The organism is Stappia sp. MMSF_3263, assembly GCF_030733745.1.
Lineage (GTDB): Bacteria > Pseudomonadota > Alphaproteobacteria > Rhizobiales > Stappiaceae > Stappia.
The window spans coordinates 41,502-61,355 of record NZ_JASHIK010000024.1; the positions used below are offsets into that span (position 1 = coordinate 41,502).

Below are 19,854 nucleotides of genomic sequence, written 5' to 3' on the forward strand. Positions count from 1 at the left end.
CCTTCAGCCGAAGAGGATCCGCGTGGTGCCGCCCCCGAACGCGGCGACAAGGTCCTCCAGCACCTGTCGGCGCCCGGCAAGCAGATGCACCAGCGCCTCGCGCCCGCGCAGTTCGGCGCCCGACAGGGGTGGCCCGCGCCGCGTCCCGTAGCGGTCGACCTCGCCGATCCACAAGGTGCGCGGCGGGCCGGACGCGTCCTCGCCGCCCCGCCCGTCTTCCCCCTGTCCGTCCGCCTTGCCCCGGCGGCGGGTGCCCAGCTCGATCAGCACGACCGCATTGCGGAAATCCTCCAGCGTGTCGGCCGCAACAAGGGAAAACAGGTAACGGGCGCCCGAGGCGCCGGCCAGATAGCGGTAGCGGTCGCCAAGCCCGAGATCTTCCGCCGCCCGCGGCGCCTCGGCGGCATTGCTCCGCCCGGCCGCAGGCGCCCCGTCGGCAGGCAGACTGCCGGCGGGCAGACTGTCAGCGGGCGCCGGCATCCCCGCCGGGACTGGCAGGTCGGAGGAATGCAGCGCGTCGGCGGCGCGTAGCGCCCCGCCTTCGCCGGGAGCCTGCCGCACCGGTGAGGCCGGTTGTTTCATGCCGACAATCTAGAACGTATCGTGAACCCTCGCCAGTGCAAAAAATCGCAGGGCCGCCCCTGGCCGTCCCCGTCCGGCACGAAAAGGCCGCCGGCGGAACTCCGTCGGCGGCCTGTCGATCAGTGCAATCCTGCCCGCAGGGCGGATCAGGAGTTGACGAGGTTCCTCAGCACGTAGTGCAGGATGCCGCCGGCGCGGACATATTCCAGCTCGTCCTCGGTATCGATGCGGCAGAGCAGCTCGATGGTCTTCTTCGTGCCGTCGGCATATTCCACCTCGACATCGACCATCTGGCGCGGCTTCAGGTCGGTGACGCCCTTGATCGTCACCTTCTCGGTGCCGGCGATGTTGTGCGACTGCCAGCTTTCCCCGTCCTTGAAGGTGAAGGGCAGCACGCCCATGCCGACCAGGTTGGAGCGGTGGATGCGCTCGAAGGACTGCGCGATCACCGCGCGCACGCCCAGCAGGCGCGTGCCCTTCGCCGCCCAGTCGCGCGACGAACCGGTGCCGTATTCCTTGCCCGCGAAGATGACCAGCGGCGTGCCCGCCTCCTGGTACTCCATCGCCGCGTCATAGATCCACTTCTGCTCGCCGTCCTTCATGGTGACGCCGCCCTCGACGCCCGGCACCATCTGGTTCTTGATGCGGATATTGGCGAAGGTGCCGCGCATCATGACCTGGTGGTTGCCGCGCCTTGCGCCGTAGGAGTTGAAGTCCTTCCGCGCGACCTGGTGCTCCTGCAGGTAGGTGCCCGCCGGCGCCTCCGCCTTGATCGAACCGGCCGGGGAGATGTGGTCGGTGGTGATCGAATCCAGGAAGAGGCCCAGAACCGCGGCGCCCTCGATATCCTCGAGCGGCTTCGGCTCCATGGTCATGCCCTCGAAATAGGGCGGGTTCTGCACATAGGTCGAGCCGCCCGGCCAGCCGTAGGTCATGCCGCCCTCGACCTTGATCCCCTGCCAGTGCTCGTCGCCCTTGAAGACGTCGGAATAGCGGGTGCGGAACATCTCCTCGGTGATCGACGAGCGGATCAGGTCGGTGATCTCCTCGTTGGTCGGCCAGATGTCTTTGAGGTAGACCGGGTTGCCGTCCTGGTCCTCGCCAAGCGGGTCCTCGGCGACGTTGATGTGCATCGAACCGGCAAGCGCGTAGGCGACGACCAGCGGCGGCGAGGCGAGGTAGTTCGCCCGCACGTCCGGATTGACGCGGCCCTCGAAATTGCGGTTGCCAGACAGCACCGAACAGGCGACCAGGTCGTTGTCGTTGATGGTCTGGGAAATCGCCGGATCGAGCGGGCCGGAATTGCCGATACAGGTGGTGCAGCCATAGCCGGTCAGGTTGAAGCCCAGCGCGTCGAGGTCGCCCTGCACGCCGGCCTTCTCCAGATAGTCGGTGACCACCTGCGAGCCCGGAGCCAACGAGGTCTTCACCCACGGCTTGACCTTGAGGCCCTTCTTCAGCGCGTTGCGGGCGACGAGCCCCGCGCCGATCAGCACGCTCGGGTTCGAGGTGTTGGTACAGGACGTGATCGCGGCAATCACCACGTCGCCGTCGGCGAGACCGTGGTCGCGGCCATTGACGTCGTAGCGCTGGCGCGCCTTGTCGAGGACGCCGGTGGCGCCTTCACCGACGAAACGCGATTCGCCGCGCGATTCCGGCGTCGCCGCCGGGTCCTTGCCGCCGCCCTTGATCTCCTTCAGTGCCTCGGCGAACTTCACGGCCGCCTCGTCCAGCGCGACGCGGTCCTGCGGACGCTTGGGGCCGGCAAGCGAGGGAACGACGGTGGAGATGTCGAGCTCGAGCGTGTCGGTGAACACCGGCTCCTCGCCGCCCGAGCGATACATGCCCTGTGCCTTGGAGTAAGCCTCGACCAGCGCCACCCGCTCCGGATCGCGGCCGGTGGAGCGCAGGTATTCGAGCGTGTCGCCATCGACCGGGAAGAAGCCACAGGTGGCGCCGTATTCCGGCGCCATGTTGGCGATCGTCGCCGCGTCTTCCAGGCTCAGGTTGTCGAGACCGGGGCCGAAGAACTCGACGAACTTGCCGACCACGCCCTTCTTGCGCAGCATCTCGACGACGCGCAGCACCAGGTCGGTGGCGGTGATGCCCTCGTTCAGCTCGCCGGTCAGCTTGAAGCCGACGACCTCGGGAATGAGCATGGAGATCGGCTGGCCGAGCATCGCGGCCTCCGCCTCGATGCCGCCGACGCCCCAGCCCAGGACGGCAAGGCCGTTGACCATGGTCGTGTGGCTGTCGGTGCCCACCAGCGTGTCGGGATAGGCGACCGTCTCGCCGTCCTCGTCCTTGGTCCACACGGTCTGGGCGAGATATTCCAGGTTGACCTGGTGGCAGATGCCGGTTCCCGGCGGCACGGCGCGGAAATTGTCGAAGGCGGACTGGCCCCAGCGCAGGAACTCGTAACGCTCGCCGTTGCGCTCGTATTCAAGCTCGACATTGCGCTTGAACGCGGCCGCGGTGCCGAAATAGTCGACCATCACCGAGTGATCGATGACCAGGTCGACCGGCACCAGCGGGTTGACCTTCTTCGGGTCGCCGCCAAGCTTGACGGCGGCATCGCGCATGGCGGCGAGGTCGACCACGGCCGGGACGCCGGTGAAGTCCTGCATCAGCACGCGCGCCGGGCGGTAGGAGATCTCGTGGCTGGACTTGCGGGTCTTCAGCCATTCGGCACAGGCAAGGATGTCCTGCTTGGTGACCGTCCGCCCGTCCTCGAATCGCAGCAGGTTCTCCAGCACGACCTTGAGCGAGTAGGGCAGCCTGGAAACGCCTTCCAGCCCGTTCTTCTCCGCCTCGGGGATGGAGAAATAGGTATAGGTCTTGTCCCCGACCTGAAGCGTCTTCCTGGCCTTGAAACTGTCGAGCGATTTGGTCACGGCTGGCGGTCCCCTTAGTTGTCTCGGGCGCGGCTGACCCCATGGCCGCGTCGCGCCCAACGAATGCGTTCGCCCGCCTTACGGTCGTCGTCTTGGAAAACGCCGCAAGCCGGGCTCGCCGTCTCGCGCGCGCGGACTTGGGCATCCGAGCACGGGTCGGCGCCCGTATAGCGAATTTCAGCGCCGGGGGCCAGCGGATAGCGCCACGACGGGCATTCGCAATAAGGTTAGGCCGCCTCGTGGGGAAATCCAGGGCCGGCCGCGGCGCTTTGCGCCTTGATCGGCCTGCATCCCCATGCGATGGCTCGAGGCAGGCGGGGCGGAGCTTTCGCATCGCCCAGCGCCCTTGAAACCGGAACGTCATGCGTCTGATCGCCGAAAACCTTGCCTGCGACCGGGGCGGCCGCCGTGTCTTCGCCGGCGTCCGGCTGTCCCTGGAAAGCGGCGCGGCCCTCGTCGTCACCGGCCCCAACGGCGTCGGCAAGTCGAGCCTGCTGCGCGTGCTGGCCGGCCTCGTTCAGCCGGCGGAGGGACATGTCGCCATCGAAGGCGGCGACGACGAGGCGACGCCGGGCGAACACTGCCACTATTCCGGCCATCTCGACGCGCTGAAGCCGGCCTTGAGCGTTGCCGAGAACCTCCTCTTCTGGCGCGCCTTCCTGTCGGCTCCCGACGAACCGGCCTGCTTCGGCCTTGCCCCGTGCGATCCGGAGGCGGCGCTGGAACGCGTCGGCATCGGCCATGTCGCCGACCTGCCGGCCGCCTATCTGTCCGCCGGCCAGCGCCGGCGGCTGGCGCTGGCCCGCCTTCTCGTCACCGCCCGCCCGGTCTGGCTGCTCGACGAACCGACCGCCGCCCTCGATGCGGCCTCCGAGGAGGCCCTGACGGAGCTGATGCGCGCCCATGTGAACGCCGGCGGCATGGTTATCGCCGCCACCCACCAGCCGCTTGATCTCGACCCGGTCTCGACGCTCCGTCTGGAGGCCGCGACGTGAGCGGCCCGACACCTGCCGGCACCTGGGTCGGGGCGCTGTTCGCGCGCGAGCTGCGCCTTTCCGTCCGCGTCGGCGGCGGCGCGCTGATCGGCGTGCTGTTCTTTCTCGCGGTGATCACGGTCATCCCCTTCGGCGTCGGCCCGGACCTCAACCTTTTGGCGCGCATCGGTCCGGCGGTGCTTTGGATCGGCGCGCTGCTCGCCACCCTGCTCGGCCTCGACAGGCTGTTCCAGGCCGACCGCGACGACGGCTCGCTCGACCTGATGCTGATGGCCGGCCGGCCGCTGGAACTCGTCGTGCTGGTCAAGTGCCTGGCCCACTGGGCCGGCACCGGGCTGCCGCTGGTGATCGCCGCCCCGGTTCTCGCCATCTTCCTCAACCTGGAGCCGCTGGCCACCGGTGCCGTCACACTGACGCTCGCCGTCGGCACCCCCGCACTGACGCTGATCGGCGCGATCGGCGCGGCGCTGACCGTTTCCCTGCGCCGCGGCGGGCTGCTGCTCGCGGTGCTCGTCATTCCGTTCAGCATTCCGGTGCTGATTTTCGGCGTCAGCGCCGCCGACGCGGCGATCACCGATCCGACACCGTTCCTGACGCCGTTCCTCTTCCTCTGCGCGCTGACGCTGGTCGCATCGGTCGTCGGACCGTTTGCCGCGGCGATGGCGTTGCGGTTTTCCTCCGACTGACCGGCGCTATCCAGGGCCTCGCGCCGGTTTGATCGAGATCAGCGCGCATGCGCGCCGCATGCCGCATTGAAAGCAGGCCGCCCCGACATTAGAACAGTTCCATGGCAATCGCAGACCTCGCCAATCCGACCCGTTTCATGGCCCTTTCGGGCAGGCTGCTGCCGTGGCTGGGCATCGCCTGCGCGCTCGCCTTCGCCGCCGGCCTCTACATGACCTTCTTCGTCGCTCCCGACGACTACCAGCAAGGCGCCACGGTCAAGATCATGTTCCTGCATGTGCCGGCCGCCTGGCTTGCCATGATGTGCTATTCGGTCATGGCGGTCTCCGCGCTCGGCACATTGATCTGGAAGCATCCGCTCGCCGACGTCTCGGCCCGCGCGGCGGCGCCGATCGGAGCAGCCTTCACGTTCCTGTCGCTGATCACCGGCTCGCTCTGGGGCAAGCCGATGTGGGGCACTTACTGGGTATGGGACGCGCGGCTGACCTCGGTTCTGGTGCTGTTCATCATGTATCTCGGCCTGATCGCGCTGTGGCGCACGGTCGAGGACCCGATCCGCGCCGGCAAGGCGACCGCCGTGCTGACCCTGGTTGGCGCCATCAACCTGCCGATCATCAAGTTCTCCGTCGACTGGTGGAACACGCTGCACCAGCCGGCAAGCGTCGTGCGCCTCGACGGACCGGCCATCCATCCGACGATCCTGTGGCCGCTGCTGGTCATGGCGCTCGCCTTCACCCTTCTGTTCTTCACCTTGCACATGATGGCGATGCGCAACGAGGTGCTGCGCCGCAGGCTGCGCACCCTGCAGCTGGGCGCGGCCAGCGCCCGCACCGCCACAGCCCGCCCGCAGGCAGCCGAATGACCGCACTTCTCGATCTCGGCCCCCATGCCGGCTTCATCCTCTCCAGCTACGCGATCACGCTGGCGACGATCGCCGGCCTGTTCCTCTGGCTGCGCATGGACCGGGCCCGGCTTGTCACCGCCCTTGAACGGCTGGAGGCGCAGGGCGTGCGCCGGCGGTCGGGGCGCTCCGCGACCGGCAATGGCGCAGGCCCCAGAACAGCGACGGGATCCGGACGATGAGCGAGACGGAAACCGGCAGGACGGAGACCGACACGGCACAGACCGGCTCTTCGGCGCGAGGCGGCGCCCGGGATGACGGGCAGGCCGCGCCCCGCCGCCGCATCCCGCTGCTGGCGCTGCTGCCGCTGATCGTCTTCTCGCTGCTGGCAGCCCTCTTTCTGGTGCAGCTGCTCAGCGGCAAGGACACGTCCCAGGTGCCGTCCGCGTTGATCGACAAGCCCTCGCCCGAATTCACGCTGCCGCCCGTCGACGGGCTCACAAGGGACGGCGCGGCCGTGGCCGGCGTGTCGCGCGCCGACCTTCTGGGCAAGGTCAGCATCGTCAACATCTTCGCCTCCTGGTGCGTGCCCTGCCGGCAGGAGCACCCCCTGCTGGAGGAACTGGCCCGCTCCGGCAAGGCGCAGATGATCGGCATCAACTACAAGGACAAGGCGGAGAACGCCCGCCGCTTCCTCGGCACGCTCGGCAACCCGTACGACCTGGTCGGCGCCGACGAGAACGGCCGCGCCGCCATCGACTGGGGTGTCTACGGCGTGCCGGAAACCTTCATCGTCGATGCACGCGGCACGATCCGCTTCAAGTTCATAGGCCCGCTTTCGCCGCAGTCCTACAAGGACGCGTTCCTGCCAGAGCTGGAAAAGGTCCTCGCCACCCCGCAAGGGTGACATCCCGAACGGGTCCGTGCGAAATTTTCCCGTTTGCGTGATCTCAAGTCCTCGTGAGTGGCCTTCGTCGGCAACGCAACCTATTGTCCGGATCGAGGGCGGCGCACCGGCACGGGGCCGGCGCCGAAGGTCAACCGGACGACACGGCCTATCGGGCATCGTGGCGCCGGACAACAGTGCGACAGGCCCAATGCGGACAGTCTCCCGGTTCCTTGCTTTCGTGTTTCTGCCGCTGGCCATGGCGGCCGGCGCCGCTCATGCCGGCGACCAGCGTGCCGTGGTGGAGCTGTTCACCAGCCAGGGCTGCTCCTCCTGCCCGCCCGCCGACAAGCTGATGGGCGAGTTGGCCGGGCGCCGCGACCTCGTGGCGCTCTCCTATCCCGTCGACTACTGGGACTATCTGGGCTGGCGCGACACGCTCGCATCGCCCGACAACAGCGCCCGCCAGCGCGCCTATGCCGAGGCCCGTGGCGACCGCTCCGTCTACACACCGCAGATCGTCGTCAACGGCGCCGCCCATGTCATCGGAAGCGACCGCGCCGCGCTGAAGCGCGAACTCTCCCGCCGCCCGTCGCTGCCGGTCACGGTCGACCTGCGCATGGCCGGGGACCTGCTGGAAGCGCGGGTCGACGGGACGCTGCCGCTGCGCGCCAAGATGGCCACCGTCTATTTCGTCTTCGTCGCCGATCCCGTCACCGTCGATATCGGCCGCGGCGAGAATGGCGGCCGCGCGGTAACCTATCACCATGTCGTGCGCGGCATTCGCGCCGTTGGCATGTGGGAAGGCGGGTCGGCCACCTACCGGTTGCCGAAAAGCGAGATGGCCAAGATGAAGGCCGGGCATTGCGCGGTGCTCGTCCAGATCGAGGACGGCGGGCGTCCGGGCACGATCCTCGGCGCCGCGATCCACTGAATTCCGCCGACGCGCGCGGGTTTGTCATTCCCGGGAAAACAGGGTAGGCCTTTGCCGCCGCCGGCGTGCCGGCGAGCTGTTCCCGACGCCCGTGCCTTCCGGCAGGCCGGCGTCCCCGGTTTCGTGCTGAAGGCCGCCCGCCATGTCACTTCGCCTGCGCGTCGCGCTTGCCAGCATCCTTGTCGGCCTGATCGTGCTCGGGCTGAAATTCCTCGCCTACTGGTGGACGGGCTCGGTCGCGCTTTACTCCGACGCGCTCGAATCGGTGGTCAACGTGGCCTCCGCGATCGCCGCCTTCCTGGCGGTCTGGTTCGCCGCCAAGCCGGCCGACAGCAACCACCCCTATGGCCATCACAAGGCCGAGTACATGGCCGCCGTGCTCGTCGGCGTGATGATCGTGCTCGCCGCCCTGTCGATCGCCCGCGAGGCCTGGCTCGCCTATCAGGACCCGCCGCCGGTCTCCTTCACGCCGGAGGGCCTTGGCATGAACGCGCTCGCCAGCGTGATCAACGGCGCCTGGGCCTTCGTGCTGATCCGCGTCGGCCGGAGCCACCGGTCGATGGCGCTTGTCGCCGACGGCAAGCACCTGACCACGGACGTGGTCTCTTCGCTCGCCGTGCTCCTCGGCGTGCTGCTGGTCTTCCTGACCGGGATACAGGCGCTCGATTCGCTGCTTGCCGGGCTCGTCGCCCTCAACATCCTGTGGTCGGGCTGGGGATTGATGAAGGAATCGCTCGGCGGACTGATGGACGAGGCCGTCGCTCCCGCCCTGCAGGACCGTATCCGGGACGTGATCTCCTCGGCCGGCGACGGCGCCATCGAGGCGCATGACCTCAGGACCCGCTCGGCCGGACACGTGATCTTCGTGGACTTCCACCTGGTGGTGCCCGCCGACATGACGGTCGAACGCGCCCACGAGATCTGCGACCGGATCGAGGAGGCCATCTCCACCGACGTGCCAGGCGCCCGCAGCACCATCCATGTGGAGCCCGAGCACAAGGCCAAGCACACGGGCATCGTCGTCATCTGAACGGCAGGCGCAAGGGCCGCCCCTCAGCCGGCGGCGCGGCCCAGGATCGCCCGGTCGAGCGCGGAGAACAGCATCGCCGGCAGCACCGGCTTTTCCATAAGCGCGTCGAAGCCCGCCGCCTCCAGGCCGGGACGGTCGGCAAGCGTGGCCGCGGTGATGCCGATCACCGGAAGCCGGGCGGTGGCAGGGCGGGCACGGATCCCGGCAAGCGTCGCGACCCCGTCCATTTCCGGCATGTTGATGTCGAGCAGCACCGCGTCGAAAGGTTCCTCGGCAAGACGTTCAAGCGCCGCCTCGCCGCTCTCGGCCAGCACCGTGTCGCAACCGAAGGCGCCGAGAATCGCCTCCATCATCCGCCGGTTGGCCTCGTTGTCATCGACGACGAGCAGCCGCCGCCGGGCGACGGGACGGACATTCCCGCGCGCCGCCCAGCCGGTCGCCGGACCATCCCCGCCCTCCGGATCGCGAGGGCCGGGCAGGTTCGCCGCCGGAGCGAGAAGCGGCAGGCACAGTTCGAAGCAGCTGCCCTGCGGAGAACTTTCAAAAAGCGTCAGCCCTCCGCCCTGCGCGGCCGCCAGCCGCGCCGCGCTCCACAGGCCGAGCCCGGTGCCGGACGCGGTGCCGCGCGCCAGATCGCCCCGCTGCCGCGCCCTGAACAGAAGCGGCTGCTCCTCCGGCGGAATGCCGATCCCGGTATCGGCCAGCCGGATCGCCACGGCCGGCCGGGCGCCGCCCGGCACGAGCGCGGCGGTGAGCGCGATACCTCCTTCACCGGTGTATTTGAGCGCGTTGTCGTAGAGCACGGACAGGATGCGCCTGAGCGCCAACGGATCGGCAACGCCATAGGCGTCGAGCTCGCCGGCGATCTCGCAGCGGCTGGCAAGGCCCCTGGCGCGGGCATCGGCGGCAAACAGGTCGGTGACCGACCGGATGATCCCGACCAGGTCGCGCGCATCGTCCGTGCGCGAGGCCTGCGCACCCGAAAGCCCCTCCGCCGTCATCGACAAGAGGGCATCGATCGCCATCTCCAGCGTGCGGATCGCGGAGGTCTGGCGCGGTGTCGTCGGCTCGGTATCGATGATCTCGACCGCCGTGCGCATGGCCGAAAGCGGCGTGCGCAGGTCATGCAGCAGAACCGAGATGCGCGTGTCCTCCGCCGCTCCGCCACCGGCGGGCGGCCCGTCCGCGACGCCGTCCGGGGATCCTGAAGGCCCCTCGTGCGATCCTGCCGCGCGGCGTTCGTCCTCGCCTCCGGTCGTTGCGGACATGCCGTCTCCTTCCGTGGTGCGGGCACGCTCGCGTCCGCACGGTATGCTGCGCACTGTGACCGAGCCGCCAGCCGAATCAAGCCTACATCTTGTCGCCCGGACCGACCCATGCGAAAGAGCCAACATGGTTGACCAGATCCTTGCCATCGTCCTGCCGGTCTTCGCGCTGATCGCGATCGGCTACATCGCCGCACGAATCAAGCTGCTCGACGCCCGTATCGGCGACGCGCTCGGCCAGTTCGTCTATGTGATCGCGATCCCCGTGCTGATCTTCCGGACTCTGGCGACGAGTTCGCTCGACGGCGTCTCGCCCTGGGGCTTCTGGATTTCCTACTTCACCGGCGTCGCCGTCGTGTGGACCGCCGGCACGCTGATCATCCGCAAGGTCTTCAAGCGCGAGGCACGCGCCGGTGTCATCGGCGGCATCAATGCCGGTTTCGCCAACACCGTTCTGGTCGGCATCCCGCTGATCACCGCGCTGCACGGCGAGGCCGGCCTGGTGCCGCTCTTCGTGCTGATCTCCATCCACCTGCCGGTGCTGACCATCGTCTGCGCCGTATTGATGGAACGGGCCGCCGTTCTCGACGGCACCCAGGAGGCAAAGCCGCTGGGCGAGCTGCTCGCCGGCATCGCCCGCAATCTCGCGACCAACCCGATCGTCATCGGCATCCTCGCCGGCGGCATCTGGCGCGTCACCGGACTGCCGGTCGAGGGCATCTTCGCCGACGTGCTCGGCCGCATCGCCGGCGCGGCGATCCCCATCGCCCTGTTCTCGCTCGGCATGAGCATGGTCGCCTACGGCATTCGCGGCAATCTCGCCCCGGGTCTCGTCCTCGGCGCGCTGAAGATCGTGGTGATGCCGGCCGTCGTCTATGTGATGGCCGCCCATGTGGTGCACCTGCCGCCGCTGTGGATCTCGGTGGCGACACTGACGGCGGCCTGCCCGACCGGCATCAACGCCTTCCTTTTCGCCAATCGCTACGGCACCGGCCATGCAATGTCGGCCAACTCGATCACCCTGACGACGGCGCTCGCCGTGGTCGCCACGGGCGCCTGGATGGCCTTTCTCGGGCTCTGACGCCCGCGCAACGCGGCGCACCGCGATCAGGCAAGCCCGACCAGGGCGCGAATGTCCTTCGGCTCCGCCCCTTGCGCCCTGAGCACCGAAAGCGCCGTGTCTCCCTGGGATTTCGACAGCTTGCGCCCGTCCTCGCCCAGCACCAGGCGATGATGGCGGTAGACGGGTTCGTCCAGCCCCAGCAGCATCTGAAGCACCCGGTGGACGGCGGTCGCCTCGAAGAGATCGCGCCCGCGCACCACATGGGTGATGCCCTGCAGCGCATCGTCGAGGACAACGGAAAGATGATAGCTCGTCGGCGTGTCCTTGCGCGCCAGCACCACATCGCCCCAGCGCGCCGGATCGGCGGCGACCCGCGCGATCTGTCCGTCCTCGCCGAGCTCCCGCCAGGTGAGCGGGGTCGCAAGGCGCGCCAGCGCGGCGCCCATGTCGAGCCGGAGCGCGAAAGGGGCGGCCGCCGCCGCACGCATGCCGATCTCCTGCTCAGCCAGCACGGCGGCGTCACCTGGATAGAGCGGCGCCCCGTCGGGATCGCGGGGAAAGGGGGTTCCCTCGCGCGTTTCGAAATCGGCAACCGCCTGGCGGATCTCGCCGCGCGTCAGGTAGCCGCGATACAGCACCCCCATAGCCTCAAGCCGGTCAAGCGCCGCCGCGTAGTCGGAAAAATGCTCCGACTGCCGGCGCACGGGCTCCTCCCATACGAGGCCGAGCCAGGCGAGATCGGCCAGCATCGCCGCCTCGAGTTCCGGCGTGCAACGTGCGCGGTCGATGTCTTCGATCCGGATGAGGAGGCGGCCGCCCGCCTGCCGCGCCATGTCGGCGTTGAGCAGGGCGGACAAGGCATGGCCAAGATGCAGGCGGCCATTGGGCGAGGGCGCGAAACGAAAGACCGGGCGTATCATGTCGCCCCTGTTGTCCGGCACCGGAGGGATCCGGTCAATGGCCGCCCGGGCTCAAGAACCCAGGTTCAGCGATCGGCATCGTCCATGTCGCTGCAGGTCTTCAGGTAGACGCCTTTCGGCAGCTTCGTCGTCGGATCGCCGCAAGCCCCGACCATGCGCGCCGCGTCGAGCCCGCGCGCGCCGGCAAGGTTTGCCCCCACCAGCCGCGTCCGCCGCATCAATGCGCCTTCCAGATTGGCATCCGACAGATCGGCTCCGGTAAGGTCGGCGCTGGAAAAATGCGCGCCGGAAAGATCCGCTCCGCGAAAGATCGCGCCGACCGCCTTCACCCGGTCGAAATCGGCATAGGGAAGGCGGGCCCCCGTCAGGTCGGCATTCATCAGGTCGGCGCGTTCCAGGTTTACACCGTCCATCTTGGCTTCGCGAAAACTCGCGCCGGCGGCCTGGGTCCGGATCAGCAGCGCCAGCCGCATGTCCGCGCCGGCAAGGCTTGCGCCGGCAAGCTTCGCCTCGATCAGGTCGGCGTTGCGCAGGTCGGCGCCATCGAGCCTGGCCTTGATCAGAACCGCCTTTTCCATGTCGACGCCGCGCATCGAGGCGCCCGTCAGGTCGGCACCGGAAAGATCCGTCCGCTCGACCTCGGCGCGGCGCAGGTCGGCGTCCTTCAGGTCGGCGCCGACAAGCGCGGCCTCCTTCAGGTCCGCCTCGCGCAGGATCACCCGCGATAGCTTCGCCTGCTCCAGCTTGACGCCGCGCAGCTCCGACAGGCGCAAGTCGCAGCGCACGCATTCGCCCGTGCGCTTCAGGCGCTCGACATCGGTCTCCGCCGCCGCCATGCCGGCAAGCATCGTGCCCATGAACCCGGCAAGCGCCATCGCCGAGGCGAGGCGGCCAAGACGACCAACACGTGAACCCAAAGCCATCCCGGATATTCCTCCCATGCGCCCGGCCTCCCCAAGCCGGACCACGTCACCCTCGACATGTCTTTTCAGGTAGGCGAAGACCACGGCCATTTTAAGGGCCTGCGCATTGCAAATCGGTTTAACCGCGCAATGCCCGTACAGTTGCGACCCTGTGAAAGAAGCTGAGGACTCCCGTTCGGCAACTTGTTAATATCCTGTGGATTCTGCCAAGCGAACCGGGGGGCGGTCGCCATGAAGGGACTTCTGAAATTCCTCAAGGAAACGCGCCGGCGGCGGGTGCGAAAACCGGTGCGGCAAGTTGTTGTCCTGCTCGCCGCGGGCCTCATTGCACTCGCCGCGGCCGGCGCGGGGCCGACACCGGCGCAGGCGGCGGAGATCGTCGCGCGCATCGATCTGTCCGACCAGCGCATGAATGTCTATGTCAACGGCCGGCGGGCGCACTCCTGGCCGGTTTCCACCGCCCGGCGCGGCTACCGCACGCCTGTCGGAACCTTTCGGCCCGGGCGCATGCACAAGCGCTATTTCTCGAAGAAATACAATGGCGCGCCGATGCCCTACTCGGTTTTCTTCCATGGCGGCTACGCCATCCATGGCACCGACCAGATCCGCCGGCTCGGCCAGCCGGCCTCGCATGGCTGCATCCGCCTGCATCCCGGCAATGCAAGGCAGCTGTTCTCGATGATACGCCAGTCGGGAAAACGCAATGCGCGAATCGTTATCACCCGGTAACCTTTACCGGCGATCGCGCGCAACGCCCCTTTGCGGAACGGCGCATGACGCATAAAGTGAGGGGATCGGTCTCCCGCCGCGCAAGCGGGGAGAGGCTGGCGGGACGAAGGAAGACAGCGGGGTCGCATTTGCCGCCTTCCCTCGTCCGCCAATCGCTGACGACGCACTACCTACTATCAGCGTGCCAATGATGGAGCAAAACCCTTGCCAAATCGTTGGCACGCCGATCCCACAGGATCTGCGCGCGCGACTACTCGTTTCCACAACATGTTGAGGCTATTAGGGGTTCGCTAACCTCTCCTGCGAGGCATTCCGCAAGGCGGGATGCGAACCGGCGTTAAGAACCGTTAACGAAGACCCGGAAAACCACCCCGATCACAGGAATTCCTCGCGCAGATCGACGCTGGAGCGGGTGCCGACCGAATCATAATGCGCGTCCGCCCACTGCTCGGCCGCCTGCCGGCCGATGTCGCGCAAATGGGTGAGAAAGCGCCATTCCGCGTTGACCTTCGAGGAGGCCTGCAGCGGCTTGAGTCCTTCCGCCGAGATCCGGTGGATATGGACCTTCTGGTAGTCCTTGCGGTCGAGCTTGCCGTCCTCGATCAGCCGCGTGACGAATTCGATGGCCCGCATCTCGCGCAAGAGCGTCGAGTTGAAGGTGATCTCGTTCAGCCGGTTGAGGATCTCGCGCGCCGTGCGCGGCGTCTCGCGGCGCTCCACCGGGTTGATCTGCACCAGCACCGTGTCGGGCGTGCCGGTGGCGCCGAACAGCGGAAACAGCGGCGGGTTGCCCATGTAGCCGCCATCCCAGTAGGGCACGCCGTCGATCTCCACCGCCTGGAAGAGATGCGGCAGACAGGCCGACGCCATCACCGCGTCGAGCGTGATCTCCTCGCCGGAGAAGACCTTGATCTTGCCGCTATGGACATTGGTCGCGCTGATGAAGACCTTCATGCGCTCGCAGGCATTGACCGCGTCGAAATCGACGGTTTCCTCCACCACCTCGCGCAGCGGGTTGATGTTGAGCGGATTGAACTCGTAAGGAGAAGCAAAGCGCGAGGCGATGTCGAAGGCGAGGAAGCTCGGCGACATGTCGAGGCTCCACTGGCCCATGATCACGTCGAGCGGCGTGCGCCGGATCGGGCTCAGCCAGGCCCCGTCGCTGACCGCCTTCCAGAAGCGGTGGAGCGCGGCGCGCGCCCCCTCCTCGCCCCCTTCATGCATGCCGGCGGCGAGCGCCACCGCGTTCATCGCCCCGGCCGAGGTGCCGCTGACGCCCTCAATGGTAAAGAGCTCGCGTTCCAGCAGCCAGTCGAGCACGCCCCAGGTGAAGGCGCCATGGGCACCGCCCCCCTGCAGGGCAAGGTTGATCGGCTTGGGTGAGCTGCCCACCTTCGTCTTCCGGCTCTTGCCGGCCGTCACTGGGCGACCCAGCCGCCATCCATCTGCAGCATCGCACCGGTGATCGCCGAGGCCTGGTCTCCGGCGAGATACAGCGCCAGCGCCGCCACCTGGTCGACGGTGACGAATTCCTTGGTCGGCTGGGCGGCGAGCAGCACGTCGCGCTTGACCTGTTCCTCGGTCATCCCGCGCGCCTTCATCGTGTCGGGGATCTGGGCTTCCACCAGCGGCGTCCAGACATAGCCGGGGCAGATCGCGTTGACGGTGACGCCCGACTGCGCCACTTCCAGCGCGATGGTCTTGGTGAAGCCGGCGATGCCGTGCTTGGCCGCCACATAAGCGCTCTTGAACGGCGAAGCGACCAGAGCATGGGCCGAGGCGGTGTTGATGATCCGCCCCCAGCCCTTCTTCTTCATGCCCGGCACGGCGGCCCGCGTCGTGTGGAAGGCCGAGGACAGGTTGATGGCGATGATCGCATCCCATTTCGCGACCGGAAAGTCCTCGACCGGAGAGACGTGCTGGATGCCGGCATTGTTGACGAGAATGTCGACGCCGCCGAAGGCCTCCTCCGCCTCCGCCATCATCGCCGCGATCTCGTCCGGCTTCGTCATGTCGGCGGGCGAATGGCGGCAGGCAACGCCGAACTCGCTTTCGATCCCGGAACGTTCCTTCTCGATCGCATCCCGATCGCCAAAGCCGTTGATCACCACATTGGCGCCGTTGGCGGCGAAGATGCGGGCGATGGCCAGGCCGATGCCGGAGGTCGAACCGGTGACGAGGGCGGTCTTGTTGGTCAGCATGCGAAACGATCTCCTGTCCTGCCGGGCGAGGGACGCCCGGCCGGCGCCCTTGCGGCGCCTTCTGGCACGGCGGACGCCCTTGCGGCGCCCCATGGAAAACCCGCCACATAGAACATGAGATCGCGTTGCACTGCAACAAGGCGGCGGACGGCTCAACGCCGCAAAGGGCCGCCCGCGTCCCGTCCCGTACCGCCCCGCTCCCGTGACAACACCCTTGCACGGCCGGCGGGCTGGGGTTGCGGATCGGCCGGAGCGACCGACAAGGCCAGAACATTGCCGAGCATCGCGAGCACAAGCGCGAACCCGGCCGACTGGACAATGCTCTCGCCGGTCCGCATGACCACGATCGCCGGTACCCTGTATCCGGCCGCCAGGATCAATTCGGCAAGAACGAAGACACCGAGATACAGCAGCGCCAGGACAAGCAGGATCAGGAGCAGCGTCACGCTCATCGGCACGCCGTAGCCGCGGGACCTGCGGAAGGCACCGGACAGCGTCAGTCGCCCGCCCAGCGAGACGGCTGGAAGCACGACCGAGGCCCGCAGCAGAACGGGCAGCAGGACGATGAGCATGCCGCTGGCGACCGCGGAGTTCCAGGTTATGAGCCCGCTCGCCACGACGACAAGCACGTAGAGCGCGATAAGGCCGAACATCGTCGCCAGGTAGCGCAGATGCGTGCCGCCAATGGCGAAACGGAAGAAGGAGGGACGCTCGCCGACGAGAAGATACCGATGCCAGGCAATCGCGGCGATCGCGTGCATGACCAGTGCCAGAACGATCAGGGTGATGTTCTCGAGCATCCGGCTGTCACCGAAGAGGCGCGCCCGCAGGCCCGCATAGGCGGCATCCGCATCGATCTCCAGCAGAGTTCCGATCCGCGCACCGGTCAGGAGTTCCGGCAGTTCGAGCAGGATCGAGACGAGCCCGAAGGCCATGGCGAAGGGAACAAGGCCGCCGAGGAGGTCAGCAAATGTCCGTGCCGCAAGATCGCGCGTTCTTCGAAGCATGGGAAATGACGATCCGAGACTGTGCCCGGCCGGGGCGGGCAGCAATATCCGTTCCTAACCGATCGCCCGCGCGGGGCGGGCAAAAACCGCATCGCATGGTTGACGCGCCGTATGACGCGGGCTCACGCGGCTGGTGGACCGGCCCCTTGCGCCATCTGGCGCTCGCGCAGGATATAGTAGCCGCCGGCAAGGATGCCGATCTGCAATGCGGCACCGACAACCAGCAGGACGACGTCGAGGACGATGTTCGCAGCCGTCGAGACGAACCTGCCAAGCATGCCAGCGACGAACTGCAGCAGCCAGACCGGAAGCGCAACGAAAAGGGCGGCAAAAAGGCTCGCTCCGACCATCGGCCAGCCCAGCCCGGCGCTCCACGCGAACGCCTCGCGCAGGCCCAGCCGCTCATCGAATGCGGCCGGCGGCAGAACCAGCATCAGGCGCATCCAAAGGGGAAGCGAGAGCACGAACGCGACAAGATAGGCAATCGCGACAATGCCCGAGAGCACCGTCCCGCCAAGCATCTCTGCCAGCGTGCGAAGGAACGACAGGGAGAGTGCGAAGGCACCGCCGAGCAGTGCGATCGCCACCAGCCGCCATGCATAGGCGACCTCCCGCCGCCCGAACGCCAGATGCACCGCGCCCGGACGCTCGCCAAGCAGCACGCGTCGATGCCAGGCAACCGCGATCGACGCTCCGGAAACAATGGAGAGCGCGAGCAACGCCAACGATCCGGCAAGCTGCTGCGGGTCGAAGGCGGGACCGTCGACGAGGTCGGCCGCCTCGCGGCCGAGCAGCAACGTCGCCAGGACCTGGATCGAGAACCAGGCCCAGCAGATCTTCAGGAAATCCCCAAAGTTCGAGAACAACGCATTGAACGTGCCGTCGATCAATCGGCTGGCGGTGCTTGCGGCCATTCGTGCCTCCTCCTGGTCCCGCGGTCCGGCTCAGTCGGCGGCCGGGGGACCTGCCCCTTGCGCCATCTGACGCTCGCGCAGGATGTAATAGCCGCCGGTGAGCACACCGATCTGCAGGGCGGTCACCGCGATCTGCAGCGCCACCGACAGGATGAAGAGGGCAACGACACCGAACAGCGACCCGGCGCCCAAAACGCCCACGAACGAGCCGAGACCGTACTCCAGCGCGCCGGCAATCAGCAGGACAGCGATGCCGGCGACGGCCATCGGCGGGCCGAGGCCCTCGCTGTCGCGGAACGCCTCGGCAATGCCGAGCTTCTCGTCGAGCGCGGTGGCCGGCAGGATCAGAAAAACACGCATCACCACAGGCAACGCAAAGAGGAAAAAGATCGCCAGCCCGCCAAAGAGGATTGATCGCGATCCAGCCATCTGTCCGATCGCTCCCAGGATCGCACCCACGATCGCACTCGCAGCGACCACGCAAAGCGTGATCAGAAGCGTCTTGGCGGCATAGCGCAACTCGCGGCCGCCGAACTTCAGATTCACCGGCCCCGGCGCTTCCCGCAGCAGCAGGTTGCGATGCCAGGCCACAGAGATTGACGCGGAGGCGCAGAGGAAGACCAGCGCGGTGAAAGCGGTGACAGCGACGGACTGAGCGGCGAACAGCCGGCCGGCGACGGAGAGCACCGCGACCAGCAGATACCAGGCCCAGGCGATCCTGAGGAAGTCCTCGAAATTCGAGAACAATGCCTTGAACGTGCCGCTGAAAAGCCGGCCGGTTGTCCTTGCAAACACTTGCGCCCCCAATCACTTTCGCCGCGCGACGGCCGCGCGGCACAATTCACGAATGACAAATTGCAACCGGAGAGCGGTCAAGGCAAGCAGATTGGCCCTTGAGGCGAGGCGGACGGAACCTCAGTCGCGCCGCGACCTGGAACCAAGCACCGAGCGCACCGCCTGCCGCGCCTTGTCGCGATGCGCCTCCTCCCGCCGTGCCGCCACCCGTTCGGCATCCACCATGCACAGGCCCGCCTGTTCCACGAAGCGCTCGCGCGTCAGCGCATAGGCGGTCGCATGCAGCGAGGCGAAGAGCCAGGTGAGGATCACCATCGCGCCCATCGGTACCAGCGCCGAGCGCAGCTGCGCGGCAAGGCCGGTGGCCGGCACGAAGGCGTCGCCGACCAGCGACACGAAGCCGATCCAAAGACCGGTCGCAAGCGCGGCAAGCAGCGACACGACCAGCGCGGCGAAGGCGAGGGACCAGCCGATGCCGGCGGTGAGCCGCCAGGAATCCTTCAGCGACATGCTGTCGTCGAGGGCGGCAGCCGGCAGCACCAACGACACGCGCTGCACGAGCATCAGCGTGATGAAGGGGCTGGCCAGCAGCAGGAAGCCGCCGATCGGCCCCGTCACCGACGTCAGCAGGGCGCCGAGCAGCAGCAGCGGCAGAAAGAACAGCACGGACAAAAGGCCGAGCAGCGCCAGTTTCCACGCGACGCGGATGTTGCGCGCCCCGAACGCCAGCGGAAATCCTCGTTCACCAAGCAGGATACGGCGCAGATAGGCCACGGCGATGGAAAAGCCGGCAAGGATGTTGGCGAGCACCGCAAGGCCCCGCAGCGCCTTCTCCCGGGCGGCCGCATCGCCCGTTGCCGTCAGCGGTTCCATCATGTAGGAGCCCGTGGTGAACCCGTTTTCCGGCATCATCTGCAGGCTGATCGCGACATTCAGCGCGACGAGCACCAGCATGTAGCCCCAGCCGGCGGAAAACAGCGTGGGCAACCGGTGGCGCGCGAGATCGAGCGTGCGGCTGAGGACGACGAGCAGCATGGGACGGGGCTCCTTTGCCTCCTTCAGAAGCGGTCTGGGTCTTCCTCAGATGCGGTCTGGCGACCGCCGCGTCAAGAACACACGGCCCGCCCGCCTTGCAAGGAGGCCCGGCGCGCCCTATTCAATCGGCAGTACCCCAGTTGGCGGCGCAAGGCG

At 67.6% G+C, this 19,854-nt stretch carries 20 protein-coding genes; 9 read left to right on the forward strand and 11 right to left on the reverse strand.

Translation table 11 applies throughout. The features are described from left to right. Nucleotides 1-3 precede the first annotated feature (3 nt). Nucleotides 4-582: a hypothetical protein gene (locus RBB46_RS20180; protein ID WP_306030842.1), complete on the reverse strand. Its 579-nt coding sequence runs from the start codon at nt 580-582 to the stop codon at nt 4-6. Between the two features lie 146 nt (nt 583-728). Next, a complete protein-coding gene (gene acnA / locus RBB46_RS20185; protein ID WP_306030843.1) occupies nt 729-3,476 on the reverse strand; it encodes an aconitate hydratase AcnA in 2,748 nt (915 codons plus the stop codon). 362 nt (nt 3,477-3,838) lie between these two features. On the opposite strand from acnA, the gene ccmA reads away from it, so the two are divergent. The 7 genes from ccmA to RBB46_RS20220 all read left to right on the forward strand — a co-directional run bounded on the left by ccmA (nt 3,839) and on the right by RBB46_RS20220 (nt 8,846). Then, nucleotides 3,839-4,471, forward strand: a complete 633-nt coding sequence (ccmA, locus tag RBB46_RS20190) for a heme ABC exporter ATP-binding protein CcmA (RefSeq protein WP_306030844.1) — start codon at nt 3,839-3,841, stop codon at nt 4,469-4,471. Next, nucleotides 4,468-5,157 (forward strand): heme exporter protein CcmB, encoded by a 690-nt coding sequence (ccmB, locus tag RBB46_RS20195; RefSeq protein ID WP_306030845.1) that lies wholly within the window; start codon nt 4,468-4,470, stop codon nt 5,155-5,157. The genes ccmA and ccmB overlap by 4 nt, the downstream gene beginning before the upstream one ends. Nucleotides 5,158-5,258: 101 nt before the next feature. Continuing rightward, complete coding sequence (locus tag RBB46_RS20200) at nt 5,259-6,017, forward strand: heme ABC transporter permease (RefSeq protein ID WP_306030846.1); 759 nt, start codon at nt 5,259-5,261, stop codon at nt 6,015-6,017. Continuing rightward, a complete protein-coding gene (gene ccmD, locus RBB46_RS20205) occupies nt 6,014-6,238 on the forward strand; it encodes a heme exporter protein CcmD (RefSeq protein WP_306030847.1) in 225 nt (74 codons plus the stop codon). The genes RBB46_RS20200 and ccmD overlap by 4 nt, the downstream gene beginning before the upstream one ends. After that, on the forward strand, nt 6,235-6,903 hold the full coding sequence (locus tag RBB46_RS20210; RefSeq protein ID WP_306030848.1) for a DsbE family thiol:disulfide interchange protein: 669 nt from the start codon (nt 6,235-6,237) through the stop codon (nt 6,901-6,903). The genes ccmD and RBB46_RS20210 overlap by 4 nt, the downstream gene beginning before the upstream one ends. A 190-nt stretch (nt 6,904-7,093) precedes the next feature. Then, nucleotides 7,094-7,816: a thioredoxin family protein gene (locus RBB46_RS20215; protein ID WP_306030849.1), complete on the forward strand. Its 723-nt coding sequence runs from the start codon at nt 7,094-7,096 to the stop codon at nt 7,814-7,816. A gap of 142 nt (nt 7,817-7,958) precedes the next feature. After that, on the forward strand, nt 7,959-8,846 hold the full coding sequence (locus tag RBB46_RS20220; RefSeq protein WP_306030850.1) for a cation diffusion facilitator family transporter: 888 nt from the start codon (nt 7,959-7,961) through the stop codon (nt 8,844-8,846). 23 nt (nt 8,847-8,869) lie between these two features. On the opposite strand, the gene RBB46_RS20225 is transcribed toward RBB46_RS20220, so the two are convergent. Then, entirely contained in the window at nt 8,870-10,114 is a 1,245-nt protein-coding gene (locus RBB46_RS20225; protein ID WP_306030851.1) for a response regulator, read from the reverse strand. Between the two features lie 124 nt (nt 10,115-10,238). Here RBB46_RS20225 and RBB46_RS20230 point away from each other — a divergent pair, with 124 nt between their 5' ends. After that, complete coding sequence (locus RBB46_RS20230; RefSeq protein ID WP_306030852.1) at nt 10,239-11,192, forward strand: AEC family transporter; 954 nt, start codon at nt 10,239-10,241, stop codon at nt 11,190-11,192. Between the two features lie 26 nt (nt 11,193-11,218). Here the strand turns inward: RBB46_RS20230 and gluQRS are convergent, their stop codons facing one another. Continuing rightward, entirely contained in the window at nt 11,219-12,094 is an 876-nt protein-coding gene (gluQRS, locus tag RBB46_RS20235) for a tRNA glutamyl-Q(34) synthetase GluQRS (RefSeq protein WP_306030867.1), read from the reverse strand. A 65-nt stretch (nt 12,095-12,159) separates the two neighbouring features. Continuing rightward, nucleotides 12,160-13,017: a pentapeptide repeat-containing protein gene (locus tag RBB46_RS20240; protein WP_306030853.1), complete on the reverse strand. Its 858-nt coding sequence runs from the start codon at nt 13,015-13,017 to the stop codon at nt 12,160-12,162. A gap of 231 nt (nt 13,018-13,248) precedes the next feature. Between RBB46_RS20240 and RBB46_RS20245 the strand changes: the two genes are divergently transcribed. Further along, entirely contained in the window at nt 13,249-13,746 is a 498-nt protein-coding gene (locus RBB46_RS20245) for a L,D-transpeptidase (RefSeq protein WP_336623186.1), read from the forward strand. Between the two features lie 375 nt (nt 13,747-14,121). On the opposite strand, the gene RBB46_RS20250 is transcribed toward RBB46_RS20245, so the two are convergent. From RBB46_RS20250 to RBB46_RS20275, 6 genes are all read right to left on the reverse strand, one after another. Continuing rightward, nucleotides 14,122-15,138, reverse strand: a complete 1,017-nt coding sequence (locus tag RBB46_RS20250; protein WP_306030854.1) for a patatin-like phospholipase family protein — start codon at nt 15,136-15,138, stop codon at nt 14,122-14,124. 26 nt (nt 15,139-15,164) lie between these two features. Next, complete coding sequence (locus RBB46_RS20255; protein ID WP_306030855.1) at nt 15,165-15,947, reverse strand: 3-hydroxybutyrate dehydrogenase; 783 nt, start codon at nt 15,945-15,947, stop codon at nt 15,165-15,167. Nucleotides 15,948-16,099: 152 nt separating this feature from the next. After that, nucleotides 16,100-16,954, reverse strand: a complete 855-nt coding sequence (locus RBB46_RS20260; RefSeq protein WP_306030856.1) for a hypothetical protein — start codon at nt 16,952-16,954, stop codon at nt 16,100-16,102. Nucleotides 16,955-17,076: 122 nt separating this feature from the next. Continuing rightward, nucleotides 17,077-17,868: a hypothetical protein gene (locus RBB46_RS20265; protein ID WP_306030857.1), complete on the reverse strand. Its 792-nt coding sequence runs from the start codon at nt 17,866-17,868 to the stop codon at nt 17,077-17,079. Between the two features lie 30 nt (nt 17,869-17,898). Next, nucleotides 17,899-18,663 (reverse strand): hypothetical protein, encoded by a 765-nt coding sequence (locus tag RBB46_RS20270; RefSeq protein ID WP_306030858.1) that lies wholly within the window; start codon nt 18,661-18,663, stop codon nt 17,899-17,901. Nucleotides 18,664-18,783: 120 nt separating this feature from the next. Beyond that, nucleotides 18,784-19,698, reverse strand: a complete 915-nt coding sequence (locus tag RBB46_RS20275; RefSeq protein WP_306030859.1) for a 4-hydroxy-3-methylbut-2-en-1-yl diphosphate synthase — start codon at nt 19,696-19,698, stop codon at nt 18,784-18,786. Between the last annotated feature and the right edge of the window lie 156 nt (nt 19,699-19,854).

Coding starts and splice junctions, on each gene's coding strand:
- RBB46_RS20180 (WP_306030842.1), bottom strand. CDS start 582: ATGAAACAACCGGCCTCACCGGTGCGGCAGGCTCCCGGCGAAGGCGGG.
- ccmA (WP_306030844.1), top strand. CDS start 3,839: ATGCGTCTGATCGCCGAAAACCTTGCCTGCGACCGGGGCGGCCGCCGT.
- RBB46_RS20200 (WP_306030846.1), top strand. CDS start 5,259: ATGGCAATCGCAGACCTCGCCAATCCGACCCGTTTCATGGCCCTTTCG.
- ccmD (WP_306030847.1), top strand. CDS start 6,014: ATGACCGCACTTCTCGATCTCGGCCCCCATGCCGGCTTCATCCTCTCC.
- RBB46_RS20210 (WP_306030848.1), top strand. CDS start 6,235: ATGAGCGAGACGGAAACCGGCAGGACGGAGACCGACACGGCACAGACC.
- RBB46_RS20215 (WP_306030849.1), top strand. CDS start 7,094: ATGCGGACAGTCTCCCGGTTCCTTGCTTTCGTGTTTCTGCCGCTGGCC.
- RBB46_RS20220 (WP_306030850.1), top strand. CDS start 7,959: ATGTCACTTCGCCTGCGCGTCGCGCTTGCCAGCATCCTTGTCGGCCTG.
- RBB46_RS20225 (WP_306030851.1), bottom strand. CDS start 10,114: ATGTCCGCAACGACCGGAGGCGAGGACGAACGCCGCGCGGCAGGATCG.
- RBB46_RS20230 (WP_306030852.1), top strand. CDS start 10,239: ATGGTTGACCAGATCCTTGCCATCGTCCTGCCGGTCTTCGCGCTGATC.
- gluQRS (WP_306030867.1), bottom strand. CDS start 12,094: ATGATACGCCCGGTCTTTCGTTTCGCGCCCTCGCCCAATGGCCGCCTG.
- RBB46_RS20240 (WP_306030853.1), bottom strand. CDS start 13,017: ATGGCTTTGGGTTCACGTGTTGGTCGTCTTGGCCGCCTCGCCTCGGCG.
- RBB46_RS20245 (WP_336623186.1), top strand. CDS start 13,249: ATGAAGGGACTTCTGAAATTCCTCAAGGAAACGCGCCGGCGGCGGGTG.
- RBB46_RS20255 (WP_306030855.1), bottom strand. CDS start 15,947: ATGCTGACCAACAAGACCGCCCTCGTCACCGGTTCGACCTCCGGCATC.
- RBB46_RS20260 (WP_306030856.1), bottom strand. CDS start 16,954: ATGCTTCGAAGAACGCGCGATCTTGCGGCACGGACATTTGCTGACCTC.
- RBB46_RS20265 (WP_306030857.1), bottom strand. CDS start 17,868: ATGGCCGCAAGCACCGCCAGCCGATTGATCGACGGCACGTTCAATGCG.
- RBB46_RS20275 (WP_306030859.1), bottom strand. CDS start 19,698: ATGCTGCTCGTCGTCCTCAGCCGCACGCTCGATCTCGCGCGCCACCGG.